This window comes from Amycolatopsis albispora, from assembly GCF_003312875.1.
Classification (GTDB): Bacteria; Actinomycetota; Actinomycetes; order Mycobacteriales; family Pseudonocardiaceae; genus Amycolatopsis; species Amycolatopsis albispora.
In genome coordinates this window covers 5,420,745-5,435,673 of the sequence record NZ_CP015163.1, presented here as the reverse complement: position 1 = coordinate 5,435,673, position 14,929 = coordinate 5,420,745, and the positions used below count along the sequence as shown (strand labels likewise).

The following is a 14,929-nucleotide window of genomic DNA, read 5'->3' as shown; positions in this document are numbered from 1 at the left end:
GCGGAAACCTCATGCGCACATAGAAATTTGCGCAAGCGAACGCGTGCCGGGGGTTGTGTTCCGTTGGCCACAGGGAAGGCTGGGAGCCGTCAACCTCGAGGGAGAGAAACATGAGATTCATGGTCCTGCTCAAGTCCGACGAGAACGAGGTGGAGACCGGCCGCGCGCCCACCGAAGCCGAGATGACCGAGATGGCGAAGTTCAACGAGGAACTCGTCGGCGCCGGCGTGCTGCTCAGCGGCGAGGGGCTCGCGCCCAGCCGTGAGGGGGCCAAGGTCAAGCTCAGCAAGGACGGCGCCACCGTCACCGACGGGCCGTTCACCGAGGCCAAGGAGCTGATCGCGGGCTTCTGGATCCTCGACGTGCCGTCGCTCGAAGACGCGATCAGCTGGGTCAAGCGCATCCCCGGCCCCGAGCAGGAGGTCGAGATCCGGCGGGTGCTCGAGGCCGAGGACTTCGGCGAGGCCTTCACCCCGGAACTGCAGGAGAAGGAAGCCAAGATGCGCGCGGCGGTCGCCGAACAACGCGGCGACTAGGCCACGCGGAAGACGATCTTTCCGAGCACATGGCCGTCTTCGCTGAGGCGGTGCGCGTCGGCGGCCTGTGCCAGCGGGAAGGTCTTCGCGATCGGCAGGCGCAGCCGCCCGGCCCGCAGCAGCGGCAGCACCTCGGTGAACACCTCCGCCGCGGGCACGGTGTCCTGGCCGCCGCCGGTGAAGTGGACCCCGTGCTCGGCGGCGCCGCCGTCGGCGATGGTCACCACCTTCGCCGGGTCGCCGGTCAGCTTGACCGACTCCGCCAGCACCCCGCGGCCGGAGGCGTCGAGTACCACGTCGACGCCGTCCGGCGCGGCCTCGCGCACGCGGTCCGCCCATCCCTCGCCGTAGGTCACCGGGCGCACGCCCAGCTCACGCAGGAACTCGTGCCGCGCCTGGCTGGCCGTGCCGACCACGGTCAGCCCGCGCGCGATCGCCAGCTGGCTCGCGACCAGGCCGACCGCGCCCGCCGCCGCGTGCACCAGCAACGTCTGTCCTGATTGGACATCCAGGTACCGCAGCGCGCGCACGCTGGTCTCGGCGGCCACCGGCAGTGCGGCGGCCTCTTCGAAACTCAGCCAGTCCGGCTTGTGCACCAGCGCGGTGGCCTCGGCGAGCACGTGCGTGGCGACCGCGCCGGAGCCGACGTTGCCGAACACCTCGTCGCCGGGCGCGACCGTGTCCACGTCCGGTCCCACCGCTTCGACCACCCCGGCCGCCTCGACACCGGTGCCCCGCGGCTTCGCCAGCTGCTGGCCGGGGGTGAACGCGCCGCTGCGGATCTTCCAGTCGATCGGGTTCATCCCGGCGGCGCGGACCGCGATCCGGACCTGGCCGGGCCCGGGTTCGGGCAGCGCGATTTCTTCGAGCTCGAGTACTTCGGGCCCGCCGTATTCGGCGTACCGGATTGCCTGTGCCATTTGTCCTTTTCCCGTTCAGACGAGCAGTAGGGTTTTGCCGAGCACCGTTCGGTTCTCCATTGTGGCGTGTGCTTCGGCCGCGCGCGCGAGCGGAAAGGTCCGCCCGATAACGGGTTTCACCCGGCCCGCCGCGGCTTCGGCCAGTGTCCGCTCGACCAGTGCGCGCATTTCCTCGCGGTTGAACTGGACCTGCTCGATTCCGGTGACCTCGATCCCGCGGCGCTCGGCTTCGGCGGGATCGACCTCGGTGAAGCCCCCGCTCGGCACGCCGTAACCGAAGAACCGGCGGGTGACCGTGCCGAAGGCGGCCTGCCCGATTTCACCGCCGACACCGTCGAAGACCACGTCGGTTTCGATGCCGTCCGCCCAGTTCTCGGTGCTGTAGTCGACCACGGTGTCCGAGCCGAGTTCCGCGGCCAGCTTCAGCTTTTCGGTTCCCCTGGCGGCGGCGGTCACGTGCGCACCGACTGCCTTCGCCAACTGCACCAGCAGGGAGCCGAGCCCACCGGCCGCCGCGGTGACCAGCACCCGGTCGCTGGGCTGGAGCTTCGCCGCGTCGAGCAGGCTCAGCGCGGCCGGGCCGGTCTGGAGCAGGCCCGCGGCTGTCTGCACGTCGAGCCCGGCGGGGATCTCGACCAGGGCTTCGGCCGGGGCGACGGCCTGTTCCGCGTATCCGCCGCCGTCGATCCCGGCGACCACTTCCTTACCCGCCCAGCCCGAATCGACGCCTTCGCCGGTCGACAGCACGCGCCCGGCCACCCCGGTCCCCGGCACGTAGGGCGGGGTCAGGCCGAAGTACTCGGTACCCCAGCCGCTGCGCAGCTGGGTCTCGAGGAACAGGGTGTCCGCGACGGCAACGCCGACCACCACCTGTCCCGGCCCCGCAACCGGGGCCGGGACCTCCTCCACTCGAAGCATTTCGGGTCCCCCGAACCCACTGACCCGAACCGCTCTCATCGTTGTCACGGCTCCAGCCTTCAACCTCCAGTTAGCTGGAGGTCAACCGATCGTGGCGTAGAACTGCCGGATGTCCGCGGCGAGCACCTCGGGTGCCTCGTGCGCGGCGTAGTGGCCGCCGGTGTCGTAGGAGTTCCAGCTGGTGATCCGCTGGTGGTCGCGCTCGGCGAACCGGCGGATCGACTGGAAGTCCCCGGCGAACATGGCCAGCCCGACCGGTGTCGTGGTCGGCTCGGCCGGCTGCTCGCCGGCGTGCGCGTCCTCGTAGTAGAACCGGATCGCCGAGCCGGAGGTGCCGGTCAGCCAGTGGATGGCCACGTTGCCGACGACGAACGCCGGGTCCAGGGTTTCGCTGAACAGCTGCGCGTTCCAGGCGAGCAGGCCGACCGGCGAGTCCGCGAGCGCGAAGGCCAGCGTCTGGGGCTGCTGGCTGTGCAGCTGGTTGAAGGCGAAGTGGTTGTCGTAGAACCACTGCCCGGCCGGAGCGACCTGGGAACGTTGCTACGCGCACCCCCTCTGAGCTGCTGGTTTTTGCTCGTTGGGTCCGGTTGTGTCCGGGACGGTCTTGCCCTGTGACGGCCTGGCGACGGCCTGGCGGGCTCGGGGCAAGGCGCGTGGTGGAGTTGGGTACGGGTGGTCCCTGTGCTGCTCCGTTTCCCTCGTCCCTGCTGTCCCTAGCGGGGAGCTGGCCGTGTCAAGGCACGCTTTCCCGCCTTGATGCGGTCGGTTCGCCGTTAGACGCTGAGAGGCGAGGGATGGTTGGTGAAGCCGCGTTGCGGATAGGTGTGGTGAGCCCTGGTAGCTCCTGTGGGGTGTGGGCTGCCGGGGCATCATGCTGTCTTGGGCTGGGTCGGTGTCCGTCCCCGTCGCCCAGGGCGTTGCCAGCCACGGGAAGTGGTCGGCGGATGCGCTGAGTGTGGACTGTCCGGGTGGCCGTCTGGGCATCTGGGCCGGTGACGGTGGCGCGCGTGCGGGGCCTGCTGTTCGGCGGGGCGCCCGCGACCGGCGGCCAGAGCGGAGCGGAGGCCGTCCGTGTCGCCAGGGCTGGCCCCGCCGGACGCGGGGTGACGGGCGCGCCGACGGCGGCGGCGCCTTGATCCCATAGAGCCAAATTCGGCAGGCTTCGCGAAAAGGTGGGCGCCGTCCACGCGCATCAGTCGGGATGAGCAGCCTCAGAGAGACAGTGGCTATACCCGGCCGTTTACGTTCGCGTAGAACGCCGCGATAACTTCCCTCAAAGCCGTGGCAGCCGGGTCCGTGCGATATTTGGCCTGGGTCTCTTGGTACAGCTCTTCGGCTATCAGCGACAGGCTACGTACTGATTGCCGGTCGGCACTGAACGCTTTCTGCGCCCACTCTACGGCCCCGTCCAGGTCGCCCGCGCGCAGCGAAGTTGTAGCCAGGGTCAGGCGCGCTTCACTTGCGCGCATCGGGCTTCGATCCGTGCCGTCCGGGCGCTCGGACAGCCGGATCACCTCATGGGCATGCTCCGCCGCGCGCTCGTCCTCGCCGACCATCCGGTAGCAGTCCATCTCATAAAAGTCCCATTTCAACGGATCCACCACAAAATGGTTCTCCGGACGGAGCGGGCGTTCATGCCGTTCCAGCAGGTGAGCACCCTTGTCCAGTTCGCGCCTAACCGCGCTCTTATCCCCCATTCGCGCCTGCGCTTTGGCCGCTTGCCCAATCAGTTGAATTGCCACTGAGGCGTTCGATGCCGCCTCAAGCCCGGCCCTGGAATAGTCCGCGATAGACTTAAGGCGCCCTTGCGTGAGCGCGAACCAGGCGCTCATTTCGAAAGCCCAGGCCATGATTTCACCATGGCCTGCTTCCTTTCCTAATTGATAAGCCGCCGCGCGGGCGGCTTCTGCGTCCCTCGCTAAGCCAAGGTCATAATTGACGCAACCTATTAACAAGGATAGCCATCCGGCAATGACAAGCAATTCTCTGTGCTCGGAAAGTGAAGTGGGACCAGCCAGCAACTCTTGAACATATTCGAGCTGCTTGTGGGCATCGAAGCGCAAATCTTCAGCGGACCGCGATACGTACTCGCAACAAAGTTGCTCGGTGATGACGTGGAGTTGATCGATCGTTTCAGACCCTACGTTCGTTTTGTGTATCTTGCGTAGAAGGTCACTGAAGGCCCAGGTGTCCCGCCCTGGTACAACGATCGGCGATGGGTCCTCCTGCTGCTTGAGCAGGGCGGCAACGAGGGTGCCAGAGGTGCCCAGGACGTCATCGAGGCGCTTGGCGCTGTCGGCGTCGATGCCCACCTGACCCGACTCGACGCGGCTGATCCAGCTCTGACTTTGATTGACGGCCGACGCAAGGTCACTCTGAGTCATCTTCGCAGCGGACCGCAGGCGTTTCAGCAGGTCACCGAAGGATTCCACCCGGTCATTCACCTCCCGCATATGCGCATGTCATGCAGCCTCGCTGCATCTCGTGGCCTTCCACCCAGTCTACCGCGTTAAGTGATCAGCAAGGGGCACGAACGTGCCAAACCAGCAGGTAGAGAGAGGGAGAGACATGCCGCTGCGGGTGATCGTCCAGCCGAGGTTCGGCGACTCGGCCCAGGTGTCCACCGACCAGGCCGGGCGCCCGTCCATGGTCATCGAGGTCGGCCAGAACGCCGTGGCCGTCCTGGAGATCGACCAGGAGCCGGGAAGTGCTGAACTGGCTGCCCATTTCGCAAGGGACCTAGCCCGCAACGCAATTCGCTTTTCGCAGATCTGCGATGAGTACATGACGAAGGAAATTGCCCAAGAAGCAAGCAGCTAACCAATACAGGTCTACAGAAGGGCTTCAAATCGTATGGCTATCAATAGGGGTCACCGGTTCACAATTTCGTTCGATGAGGCGTTCCCGCGGGGACTTGTGATGACGGGCGAAGTATCGCCGGACAACGAATTCCAGTCACGAGAGGATAAGGCGCAGAATCGTCCGGTTCGGCAACGCGTAGATGAGGTGACCGGTTTGCGACAGTGGAAGTTCACCGCGACGGACCCGGACGAAGAGAAGGCGAAGCGGGCGTCGTTCGAAGTGACCTTGCTGGCTGATGTGCAGCCGGTACCGACGACAACCGAGCTGATTCCGGGGATTCGGCCGGTGGAGCTGGAGGGGCTGACGGCGGAGCCCCGGGTGATGGGTCAGGGTGAGTTCAAGTACCAGGGCTTCATCTTCCGGGCGACCGGCTTCAAGGCGGTCCGTTCGGGTGCGGGTGGCAAGTCGGCAGGCCGCAGCGCGGACGGGGCCGGTTCGGATGGCGCAAGTAAGGCCGCGTAGCGGTCGGCGTACCAGCGAAGGGAACCGGTGTCGTGGTCCAGCCACAGTGGGTAAGAGTTCGAGAGTGGGAGCGGCTTTACCAGGAGTACCAGTACGCCTCGAATGACATGACGCGGCTGCGGCCAGCTCCGCGTGATGTGGTCGAACGTTATTCGCGAGTGTCGGCCGAGTTGGCGCAGGCGTGGCGGGCAGTGCTGGCAGGCGAACACAAACCGCCGTGGTGGGTGGTGGCGGCGGTGGAGTCGGCCGCGCAGGCGTTTACCGATCAGGCGCAGCGCTGGGCCGCTGTGGCGGCGGGGCAGGTTGGGGAGCTGGGCGACAGCTCCCCGCCTGTCCGGCCTCGCCTGGAAGCGGTGAGTGAGCCGAACGCCTCCCGCCTCGGGCTGCGTGCAGGAAACAGGGAGCGTGCGCGGTGAGCCAGAGGAAAGCGGCCGCACTGGTCAGCGATGACGCGCCCTTTGGAGCCTGGCTGCGGGCTCGTCGCCACGAGGAGGGCAAATCGTTGGAGGTCGCGGGGAGGTTGGCCAAGTTGAGTGTGCGCACCTTGCGCAATATTGAGTGCCGCCTCAGTGCGGAGGCATTCGTTTTCAAGCTGCGTGCGCTTTTTCGTTTGGCTGACGTACTGGATATACCCCGGGAAGAGATGATGTCGCGCCTGGCGCGGGAAGTTGAAGCACTGGAGCCGCAGCAGGCCCGAAAGGAAGTGACAATGTGGGTCGCCAAGCAATGAAGTTTGAAAAGCACTTTCGTGTTACCGGGGAAGCGCGCGCGGAGGTCGGCAAAGAACTCAGGCGCCGTTACGAATCGGGGGCGACGGTTCGTGAACTGGCTGACGAAACCGGGCGCTCGTACGGGGCGGTGCACCAATTGCTGGCTGAGTCCGGCGCGGCGCTGCGGGCGCGTGGGGGCGGGAGCCAGAAGCTAGTGCGCGAAATGCGTTCGGGAAGGAGGTGACCAATGGCCAGGCGGGTGCAGTTTCGGCAACACGAGATTGGGCCGCTGGCTTGGGGTCTGCGTAGGCGCTACCAGGCTGGTGAGTCGATTTCGGAGATGGCGCGCAGCATCGGACAGACGTGCGGGTTTGTCTACGGGATGCTGCGGGGTCAGGGCTTGGAGGTCGAACCGCCGGAGCGGAACTCCGCTGCGTGCGCGTTGTCCGAGGACTGCTCGAAGGCCAAGGAAGGAGTGAGGGACTGCACTGGGTCGTGACATCCACGGCGAACAACTGAACAGAAATTGATCAAGTCGCGTGCAGGGACGTGCCGTATATAAACACGTCCTTGTGCGCAAAAAATGACCCTAAAAAACGCAGAAGCGGCCATCTGGCTACCAACCTTCAACCGCTTCTGCGCCTGTTCACCCGGAGATGAACGTTGCTAACGATAAACGATGACAACAATACGTTGCTAGCCGGGGTCACCCGAATGCCCTGTGATCTTTTCGGGGCGGGTGGTGCCCGATGAATGGATCTTCAATCGGGATGTGGCTGCTCGGTGCGGGCGGCCTGGCCGTGGTGGTGTGGGTGCTGGCCAAGGTCGGCCGGGCCTTCGCTGCGGTGGCCGAAACGCTGGCCGGTCTGGTCGCGGTCAGTGCGGCGCTGTACGCGCTCGGCCGCGCGGCGTGGTGGCTGGGCTCGCAGCTCGTGACGCGCTGGCGGACCACGCTGGCCGTGCTGGCGGTGGCGGCCTGGTGTCACTGGCTGGGCTGGTTCTCGCTGGCCATCACTACCGGGGCGGTGGGCCTGGTGCTCATCGTCGGACGACTGTGGCGGCCGGTGCCGTTCGATCACTGGTGCGGCCGGTTCCTGCGGGCGTGGTGGCTGCGGTGGGCGCTCTACGGGCGCAAGCTGCCGGGCTGGCTGCGTGCGTGCGGGCTGGCCGTGTCGGAGTCGGCGGTACCGGTGCACGTGACGGTGAACCTGGTCGGCCGTCGCAAGCTGTCCTCGGAGTCTGCCACGGGCGGTGGGGTGCGAGTGCCTCGCCTGCTCGGTGTGCGCTCGGGCGCTTCGTGGGATGAGGTGCGTGTTGAGCTGGTGCCGGGGCAAAAGCCCGAGGACTTCGATGACGCGGCGCGGGCGCTGGCTTCGGCCCGGAAGGTCTCGCGCTGTCAGGTGCGCGAGCTGGCACCCAACGTGGTCTCGCTGGATTTCCAGCGGCGGGACCTGCTGGCCCATCCCGTGGCGTGTGCGGACCTGCCTGAGCCGGGCGGACCGGTCGATGGGGTGGACCTGCGGCGGGTGCCTGCTGGGCGCACGGAGTACGGCGGGGTGTGGTCGGTGCCGTTGACCGGCCCCGGTGCGCACACGCTCGTGGTCGGCGCGACCGGCGCGGGGAAGAACTCGGTGATGTGGTCGCCGTTGATCTCGGTGGCAGGCCCCATCCGTACCGGCGTGGTCCGGCTCTCCGGCATCGATCCCAAGGGCATGGAGCTCGCCTACGGACGCGGGATCTACACCCGGTACGCGGTGTCCGGAAAGGACGCTCTCGCGGTCCTGGATGACCTGCTGGGCGTGATGGAGGACCGTAAGCGGGAGTTCGCCGGGCTGCTGCGGTCCGTCCCGATCTCGATCGAGCACCCGCTAGAGGTGCTGGACATCGACGAAATCGGGGCGCTGACGCGGTACGTGGACCGCAAGACCCGCGAGTCCATTGTGGAGAAGGTCGCGATCATCACCACCCAGGGCCGCGCGCTCGGGGTGACCGCACGCGGCTACGTGCAGGAGCCGACGAAAGACACGGTGCCGGTGCGGGAGCTGTTCCCCCGCCGGGTGTGTCTGCGCGTGACCTCGAAGACCCACGTGGGCCTTGCCCTGGGTGAGGGCGCGTGGGAACGCGGGGCGTGGGCGAACCGGATCAGCGAGGACGCCCCCGGTGTCGGGTTCGTCTGGGGTGAGGGCCTGCGGGAACCGGTACGGGTGCGTGCTGGCTGGGTCTCCGACGAACGCATCAAGGCGTTCGAGCGCTACGTCACCAACGAGGGCGCGAACACGCGTGTGGTGCGTGCTGAGGGGGTGCGCCGATGACTGAGCAGGAGGTGTGGGCGCAGGGTCAGGAGATGGGCGCGGCTGCCGGGCCGGCGGAGGCGGACTCGCCAGCATCGGTGACCGGTGCCGGGTCGGTGTCCGCCTCTGCCGTCCAGGTCAGCCCCCAGCCACCGCAGAGCAAGCCGCGGGAAGGTGTGCGCCGCGAGCTAGCGCCGCTCGCCGCTGACGTGGTGCGGGCGACGGCGGAGAAGCACGGGGTGTGCGTCCGGCCGTTCACGATGGAGGTAGGCGACACGGACACCGGAGAACTCCGGTACGTGCCGATGCCGTGTGGCTCGACGGTGGAATCGGTGTGCCTTCCGTGTGCGCGCAAGGCCAAGGCGCTGCGTCAGGCCCAGTGCCGGGAAGGGTGGCACCGCGACACCGAACCTCCGGCCGACGAGGTGCACCCACCGTCGCAGGCACAGACAGAGCTGATGGAGCTGCGGGCGGACCTGGTGGCGCACTACCGCGCCGCGCTCGCCGGAGATGGGAAGGAGGTGACCGACGAAGATCGGGCGCAGGCGGCGGAGCTGCGCGAAGAAATCAGCTCGGTGGACGAAGAACTTCGGCAACTCGGGATGCGCGGGCGCCTGCCCTCGCCTGACCTGCCGACACGGGCGGCGGTGAAGCGGTCCACGCGGCGGCGGCAGGATGCTCCGAACCTGCCTCGGCGCAAGGTCGCCAAGACCACCGTGGGCCGGGAGTTCGCTGGGCGATTCCGGCCGTCGATGTTCGTCACGCTGACCTGCGACACCTACGGCCGTGTCGGCGGCGACGGTGCCCCGGTCAACCCGGCGGAGTACGACTACCGGCGGGCAGCGCGGGACGCGGTGCACTTCTCGGCGCTGATCGACCGGTGGTGGCAGAACCTACGGCGGGTCGTGGGCTGGGACGTGCAGTACTTCGCCACCGTGGAACCGCAGAAACGGGCGGCTCCGCACCTGCACACCGCGCTACGGGGCTCGATCTCCCATGAGGTCATCCGGATGGTCACCGAAGCCACCTACCACCAGGTGTGGTGGCCCAACCATGACCAGATCGTCTACGGCGACCGGATGCCGCTGTGGGACCCGCGCCCGAAGTCCTTTGTAGACCCCGAAACCCGGGAACCCTTGACAGAGTGGGAGGACGCACTAGAAGACCTGACCGAACCGGCGCATGTGGTGCGCTTCGGCCCGCAGGTGCACTCCAAGGGAATCCTTGGCGGCACTGAGGAATCCGGGCGGCACATCGGTTACCTGACGAAGTACCTCACCAAGTCCACAGGGGAGGTTGTGGCGGCCGAGTCCGCCCGCCAGGCCGACCACCATGACCGGCTTCACGCTGAGCTGGCCGTGACTCCGTGTTCGCCTCGGTGCGCGGTGTGGCTGCTTTACGGCATCGTGCCCAAGGGAGCCAGCTCGAAGACGGTTCCCGGTCACTGCCGGGGCCGCGCGCACAGGCGGGCGACTCTGGGCCTGCCTGGGCGTCGAGTGCTCGTCTCGCGCAGGTGGTCGGGCAAGACGGTGGCCGATCACAAGGCGGACCGCCAGAAGTATGTGATGGACATGCTGGCCGGGGTTGGCATCGTCAAGGCCCAGCCGGACCCGGCCCGGTTCGTCTGGCGCAAGGTCGAGTCCTCGGACCCGCACCTGCCCCCGCGTGACCACCTGATCCTGCGAGCCATCGCGGAGCGGATCTCCTGGCGCGCCGAATACGACCGGGCACTACTCGCCGCGCAGGGACCACCAGGCGGAGACGGTCTGGAAACTTCGGCAACACGGCGGGAGGCTGCTTGAGCGCACGCGGGAAGGGGGACCCGATGAGCACACGGACACGGCTTCTCACCGTAGAGGCACTGTGGACTCCGGATGACCTGGCCGAATTCCTGGGCATCCCGGAAAAGACTCTGCGTGAATGGAGAACGAAGAACTACGGGCCGCGCTGGGTCAAGATGGGCAAACATGTCCGCTACCTGCCGGACGCGGTGCAAGCCTGGGTGTCGCAACTCGCGGACTCCGGCATGACGTAAATCAAATCGGAATTGCCCACACGCTTCCCGTGTCTCTGTTCAGTGGCAGAGACACGGGAAGCGTTGAAACTCTGCCTAATGGAAAGGTCAACATGAAAGGCCATGTTCAGGATCGATGGTATAGGCACAAGAAAGACGCCAATAACAAGCTCATGTACACGAGCACCGGTCGCCCTGTTCGAGAGAAGACCGAGCTTTACGGGAAGGGGCTGCGCTATAAGGTTCATTACTACGATGAGGAAAATAACGAGCGTAGCAAGTCCTTCCCGGATAAGGCGAAGGGCAAGGCTGATGACTTTCTGCTCAAGATGCAGCACGATGTTCTATCCGGCGAGTACATCGACCCGAACGCTGGGGATGTGACCTTCCGGAAGTACACTGCGCAATGGCTCAAGGGGCAGTCTTCGGATGCTTCTACTCGACACTCAGTGAACAGCAAGCTTAAGACGGGAATTTTTCCATTCCTGGGCGATAAGTCACTTTCCGTTGTCGAGAAGACGGACACTATCAGGAACTGGCTAGAATGGATGGAGAAGCCGAAATCTGAAGGCGGGAGAGGGCTTCAAGCTTCTTATCGGGCGCTTCTGTTCGGGATCGTATCGGCGATCCTGCAATCTGCGTGCGACGACAGGAAGATTCGGCGGAATCCGTGTAAAGTGAAGAGTATTAAGAAGCCCAAGGGGGAGCAGAAAAAAGTAGTGCCGTGGTCGAATAGTCGCGTGCGTTCGGTTCAGCTCGCGTTGCCGCGGGAGTATTCCGTAATCGTGCCATTGGGGGCGGGTCTAGCTCTTAGGCAGATGGAAATCTTCGGGCTTAGCCCTGACGATATTAACCGCGAAGAGATGATTGTCCGGGTTCAACGGCAAATTAGGTGGGTAGACAATAGGCCCGTATTTGCTCCGCCTAAAGGCGGTAAGACTCGCGAAGTTCCCCTTGGGGAAGGCGTTCTTGGGGAGGTTGATAAGCATTTAGAGCAATTTGATCCCGTTTCGGTCACGTTGCCTTGGCTGGAACCGAATGGCCGTCCCGTGACTGTTAATCTGCTGATTAGGAAAGCGAAGCCGCGCACTAGGTACTTTGGTGAGCGTGTGCCAGACGTTATCGATGGCGCCAATTTCACATATGATGTTTGGAAAGATGCATTCGATGCCGCTGGTCTCGATTACACTCCCTATCGAGACGGAATGCATGCAATGCGCCATTTCTGCGCTTCCGTGTGGCTCGCTAACGGCGTTTCCATTAAGGAGGTCGCGGAGTATCTGGGCCACCATGATCCCGGCTACACCCTGAAGATCTACACGCACCTGGTGCCGTCTAGTCATGCGCGGGCTCGTTCTGCCGTCAACACGGTCTTCGTTCCGAAGCAAAGGTCTGCCGCCGGATGATCCTCGGACGGCCTGGTGACGGCCTGAGAGGGCTCTCAAAGGCAAAGATGCAGGTCAACGGGTATGTGCTAGAGAAGTCGTAGAACCACTGCAGGTGCCTGAGCGCGGCCTGGTCGGCCTCGCTGAGGTCGGCCATTTCGGCGGGATCGCCCGACGGGAACGAGAACAGCTGCGTCACGTGCACGCCGATCACGTGCTCGGGATCGATCCGCGCGATCTCCGGTGAGATCAGCGAACCGCCGTCGTTGCCGACCGCGCCGTAGCGCTGGTAACCGAGGCGGCTCATCAGCTCGGCCCAGGCGCGGGCGGTGCGGTAGCGGTTCCAGCCGGGGGAGCGGGTCGGGCCGGAGAAGCCGAACCCGGGCAGCGACGGGATGACCAGGTGGAACGCCGGGCCGTCGGCCGGCTCGGTCAGCAGCTCGATGACGTCGAGGTATTCGAGGATCGTGCCCGGCCAGCCGTGGCTGAGGACCAGCGGCGTCGCGTCCTCGCGGGACGAGCGGACGTGCAGGAAGTGGATGTCCTCGCCGTCGATCTCGGTGGTGAACTGCGGGTACGCGTTCAGCCGCGCCTCCAGCGCGCGCCAGTCGAACTCCTCGCGCCAGTAGCGCACCAGCTCGCGGACGCGGTCGACCGGCATGCCGTACGCGCTGCCGGTGCCGGGGATCTCGTTCGGCAGGAGGGCGTTTTCGAGGCGGTCGGCGAGGGCGTCGAGCGCGGTCTGCGGGATGTCGATGCGGAAGGGGCGGATCATGGTGTCTCCTCGGAAGAGTGGAACGGAATGCTTTGTTCTGTTCGAACTGTAGCAGAGCGGAACGATCTGTTCCAGTGTTAGTCTGGGTGGCATGTCAACCACGCAGGGCAGCGGGCTGTCGGGACGCCGTCAGCAGGCCGCGCAGAACGACGGCATCATTCTGGACGCGGCGCGCGAGGTGTTCCTGGCCGATCCGAAGGCGCCGGTGTCGGCCGTGGCGAAGCGCGCCGGGGTCGGCATCAGCGCGTTGTACCGGCGGTACCCCGGCAAGGAGGACCTGCTGCGGCACCTGTGCCACGAGGGGTTGCGCCGGTACAACGCCGAAGCCGAAGCCGCGCTGGCGGACCCGGACCCGGCGACGGCGTTCACCGGTTTTGTCGAGCGCGTGGTCGAGGCCGACGTGCACTCGCTGACCGTGCACCTGGCGGGCACCTTCACCCCGACCGAGGAGATGGGCGCGGACGCGATGCGGTCCAACGAACTCGCGGCCACCCTGCTTTCGCGGGCAAAAGACGCGGGCGCGGTGCGCCAGGACGCGGTGGCGCAGGACATCGGGCTCACCCTGGAAGCCTGCTCCGCCATCCGGCTCGACGACCCCGACCGCACCCGCGAACTACGGCGGCGCGTGCTGGCCATGCTGCTGCGCACCCTGACCACCACGAACGACGACCCCCTGCCCGGCCCGGCCCCCAAACCGGGCGAACTGAGCGGCCGGTGGCAGCCCTAACCCTGCGGACGTGCCGGAACAACCCGGCCGGGTTTGACCTTCCGCGTGTCCCACTGCGTGCTGGCCAGTTCGCGTTCGGCGAAGGTCAGCAGGTCGAACACCTCGTTCGCGAGATAGCCGGTGGTGCCACGGTCGACCTGCTTCCGCTTCAGGATCCCGGCCTCCGCGAACTCCTCCAGCGCGGTGCGGGCGGCGGGGAACGACACGCCGAGCGCGCGTTCGGCCGTCCTGGTGGTGAGCACCGGGATTTCCGGGAGTGCGACCAGCAGTTTCGCCGAGGCCGAGTTGGCGCGCGGCTGGCTTCGGACGCCCTGCCCGGAGCGGTACTCGGCCAGGCGGCGCTGCCAGTTCCGGGTGAGGTCTTCGATCGCGTCGGTGAACTTGCCTGCCTGCGTGGTCGCGGCGGCCGCCGCTTCGAGAAAGGTGGCCAGCCAGGCCGAGACGCCGGCTTTGGCTGCCGCCGAGGTCGGCGTGCCCAGATAACGGTAGGCGTTCAGCCCGTCGAGGTAGGCGCGGGAATGGGTCAGGAGGACGAGGCTGATCGGGAGCACCGCCGCCGGGGTGAGGCCGCGGCGCACGAGCACGGTGTGGATGAGTGCCCGGCCCACTCGGCCGTTGCCGTCGGTGTACGGGTGGATGGTTTCGAACTGGGCATGCGCGAGTGCGGCTTGGACGAGCGGGGCGTGTGCGCCACCGTTGAGATAGCCGGCCAGGTCACGCATGAGCGGTTCGACCAGCTCCGGGCTCGGCGGCACGAAGTCCGCACCCACCGGACTCCAGTCGTTCCCGTCGATCCAGTTCTGGACGGTTCGGAGACCCTGGTGCTTTTCGTCCGGCAGGAGCGCGTGGTGCAACGCGTCGATGCCGGGGATGTCGAGCCGCGGCGCGGCCGCGAGCGCCGTGGTCGCCTGCTTGAGGGTGTGGATGTTGTTCGCCACCAGTGCCGCGTTCCCGGTGAAGCCGCGGGTCACCGTCTGATCGGTCTGGGCGAGTTCGGCCAGCGCGACCTGCTGGGCCGAGACCTGCAGGCCCTCGATCCGGGACGACGCCAGCGCCTCCGAGCGAAGCAGGAACCGAGCCAGGCCTTCGAGGCACCTCGAGCGCGGTGAGGTCGCGAGCCGGCGAACGCCTGCTTCGACCTCCTGGGCGCGGAAGCTGAGCGCCGTGTCGATCGACAACGGTCGTTCCGCCAGCTCGTCCGGGCAATAGGTCCGATACCGGCCGCCCTTGCGCGCACTTCGCGTGGGGCCGTCGAACGACGGCTCCCAGTGCTCGTCGTGCAGTTCGGCCACGCGAAGCTCCCTATCCTTGCATCAAGCCCTCGCCAAT

The 14,929-nt window shown here is 66.3% G+C and carries 19 protein-coding genes; 13 read left to right on the top strand and 6 right to left on the bottom strand.

Annotation, left to right across the window (positions count from 1 at the left end):
• The first annotated feature begins 110 nt into the window (after positions 1–110).
• A complete protein-coding gene (locus tag A4R43_RS25555; RefSeq protein WP_113694626.1) occupies positions 111–536 on the top strand; it encodes a YciI family protein in 426 nt (141 codons plus the stop codon).
• Here the strand turns inward: A4R43_RS25555 and A4R43_RS25550 are convergent.
• From A4R43_RS25550 to A4R43_RS44185, 3 genes are all read right to left on the bottom strand, one after another.
• Positions 533–1,456, bottom strand: a complete 924-nt coding sequence (locus A4R43_RS25550; protein ID WP_113694625.1) for an NADP-dependent oxidoreductase — start codon at positions 1,454–1,456, stop codon at positions 533–535. The genes A4R43_RS25555 and A4R43_RS25550 overlap by 4 nt on opposite strands.
• A 15-nt stretch (positions 1,457–1,471) precedes the next feature.
• Positions 1,472–2,374 carry a zinc-binding dehydrogenase gene (locus tag A4R43_RS25545; RefSeq protein ID WP_236808272.1) on the bottom strand — a complete coding sequence of 301 codons (903 nt, stop codon included), beginning with the start codon at positions 2,372–2,374 and terminating at the stop codon, positions 1,472–1,474.
• Between the two features lie 81 nt (positions 2,375–2,455).
• Positions 2,456–2,731 carry a hypothetical protein gene (locus A4R43_RS44185; RefSeq protein WP_236808270.1) on the bottom strand — a complete coding sequence of 92 codons (276 nt, stop codon included), beginning with the start codon at positions 2,729–2,731 and terminating at the stop codon, positions 2,456–2,458.
• A 1-nt stretch (position 2,732) separates the two neighbouring features.
• Here A4R43_RS44185 and A4R43_RS44180 point away from each other — a divergent pair, with 1 nt between their 5' ends.
• Complete coding sequence (locus A4R43_RS44180; protein WP_236808269.1) at positions 2,733–2,879, top strand: hypothetical protein; 147 nt, start codon at positions 2,733–2,735, stop codon at positions 2,877–2,879.
• Between the two features lie 721 nt (positions 2,880–3,600).
• Here A4R43_RS44180 and A4R43_RS25535 read toward each other — a convergent pair.
• Positions 3,601–4,758, bottom strand: coding sequence for a helix-turn-helix domain-containing protein (locus A4R43_RS25535; protein WP_236808268.1), 1,158 nt, complete (start codon positions 4,756–4,758; stop codon positions 3,601–3,603).
• Between the two features lie 184 nt (positions 4,759–4,942).
• Here A4R43_RS25535 and A4R43_RS25530 point away from each other — a divergent pair, with 184 nt between their 5' ends.
• From A4R43_RS25530 to A4R43_RS25490, 10 genes are all read left to right on the top strand, one after another.
• A complete protein-coding gene (locus A4R43_RS25530) occupies positions 4,943–5,194 on the top strand; it encodes a hypothetical protein (protein ID WP_236808267.1) in 252 nt (83 codons plus the stop codon).
• A 33-nt stretch (positions 5,195–5,227) separates the two neighbouring features.
• Positions 5,228–5,698: a hypothetical protein gene (locus tag A4R43_RS25525; protein ID WP_113694622.1), complete on the top strand. Its 471-nt coding sequence runs from the start codon at positions 5,228–5,230 to the stop codon at positions 5,696–5,698.
• 32 nt (positions 5,699–5,730) lie between these two features.
• On the top strand, positions 5,731–6,114 hold the full coding sequence (locus A4R43_RS42910; RefSeq protein WP_162788598.1) for a hypothetical protein: 384 nt from the start codon (positions 5,731–5,733) through the stop codon (positions 6,112–6,114).
• Positions 6,111–6,428 carry a helix-turn-helix domain-containing protein gene (locus tag A4R43_RS25520; RefSeq protein WP_113694621.1) on the top strand — a complete coding sequence of 106 codons (318 nt, stop codon included), beginning with the start codon at positions 6,111–6,113 and terminating at the stop codon, positions 6,426–6,428. Before A4R43_RS42910 ends, A4R43_RS25520 begins: the two co-directional genes overlap by 4 nt.
• The gene (locus tag A4R43_RS44175) at positions 6,425–6,652 is read left to right on the top strand and encodes a helix-turn-helix domain-containing protein (protein ID WP_113694620.1); all 228 of its coding nucleotides are present in this window, start codon (positions 6,425–6,427) and stop codon (positions 6,650–6,652) included. Before A4R43_RS25520 ends, A4R43_RS44175 begins: the two co-directional genes overlap by 4 nt.
• A 3-nt stretch (positions 6,653–6,655) precedes the next feature.
• On the top strand, positions 6,656–6,907 hold the full coding sequence (locus A4R43_RS44810; protein ID WP_113694619.1) for a helix-turn-helix domain-containing protein: 252 nt from the start codon (positions 6,656–6,658) through the stop codon (positions 6,905–6,907).
• Between the two features lie 250 nt (positions 6,908–7,157).
• Positions 7,158–8,720, top strand: coding sequence for an FtsK/SpoIIIE domain-containing protein (locus tag A4R43_RS25505; RefSeq protein ID WP_113694618.1), 1,563 nt, complete (start codon positions 7,158–7,160; stop codon positions 8,718–8,720).
• Positions 8,721–8,752: 32 nt separating this feature from the next.
• Positions 8,753–10,501, top strand: coding sequence for a replication initiator (locus tag A4R43_RS25500; protein ID WP_418190855.1), 1,749 nt, complete (start codon positions 8,753–8,755; stop codon positions 10,499–10,501).
• Positions 10,502–10,524: 23 nt separating this feature from the next.
• Positions 10,525–10,734 carry a helix-turn-helix transcriptional regulator gene (locus A4R43_RS25495; protein ID WP_113694617.1) on the top strand — a complete coding sequence of 70 codons (210 nt, stop codon included), beginning with the start codon at positions 10,525–10,527 and terminating at the stop codon, positions 10,732–10,734.
• Positions 10,735–10,763: 29 nt separating this feature from the next.
• Positions 10,764–12,119, top strand: a complete 1,356-nt coding sequence (locus A4R43_RS25490) for a tyrosine-type recombinase/integrase (RefSeq protein WP_236808265.1) — start codon at positions 10,764–10,766, stop codon at positions 12,117–12,119.
• Here A4R43_RS25490 and A4R43_RS25485 read toward each other — a convergent pair.
• A complete protein-coding gene (locus tag A4R43_RS25485) occupies positions 12,076–12,873 on the bottom strand; it encodes an epoxide hydrolase family protein (protein WP_113694615.1) in 798 nt (265 codons plus the stop codon). The genes A4R43_RS25490 and A4R43_RS25485 overlap by 44 nt on opposite strands.
• 91 nt (positions 12,874–12,964) lie before the next feature.
• Between A4R43_RS25485 and A4R43_RS25480 the strand changes: the two genes are divergently transcribed.
• Positions 12,965–13,600, top strand: a complete 636-nt coding sequence (locus A4R43_RS25480; RefSeq protein WP_113694614.1) for a TetR/AcrR family transcriptional regulator — start codon at positions 12,965–12,967, stop codon at positions 13,598–13,600.
• On the opposite strand, the gene A4R43_RS25475 is transcribed toward A4R43_RS25480, so the two are convergent.
• Positions 13,597–14,892, bottom strand: coding sequence for a Fic family protein (locus A4R43_RS25475; RefSeq protein ID WP_113694613.1), 1,296 nt, complete (start codon positions 14,890–14,892; stop codon positions 13,597–13,599). The genes A4R43_RS25480 and A4R43_RS25475 overlap by 4 nt on opposite strands.
• Between the last annotated feature and the right edge of the window lie 37 nt (positions 14,893–14,929).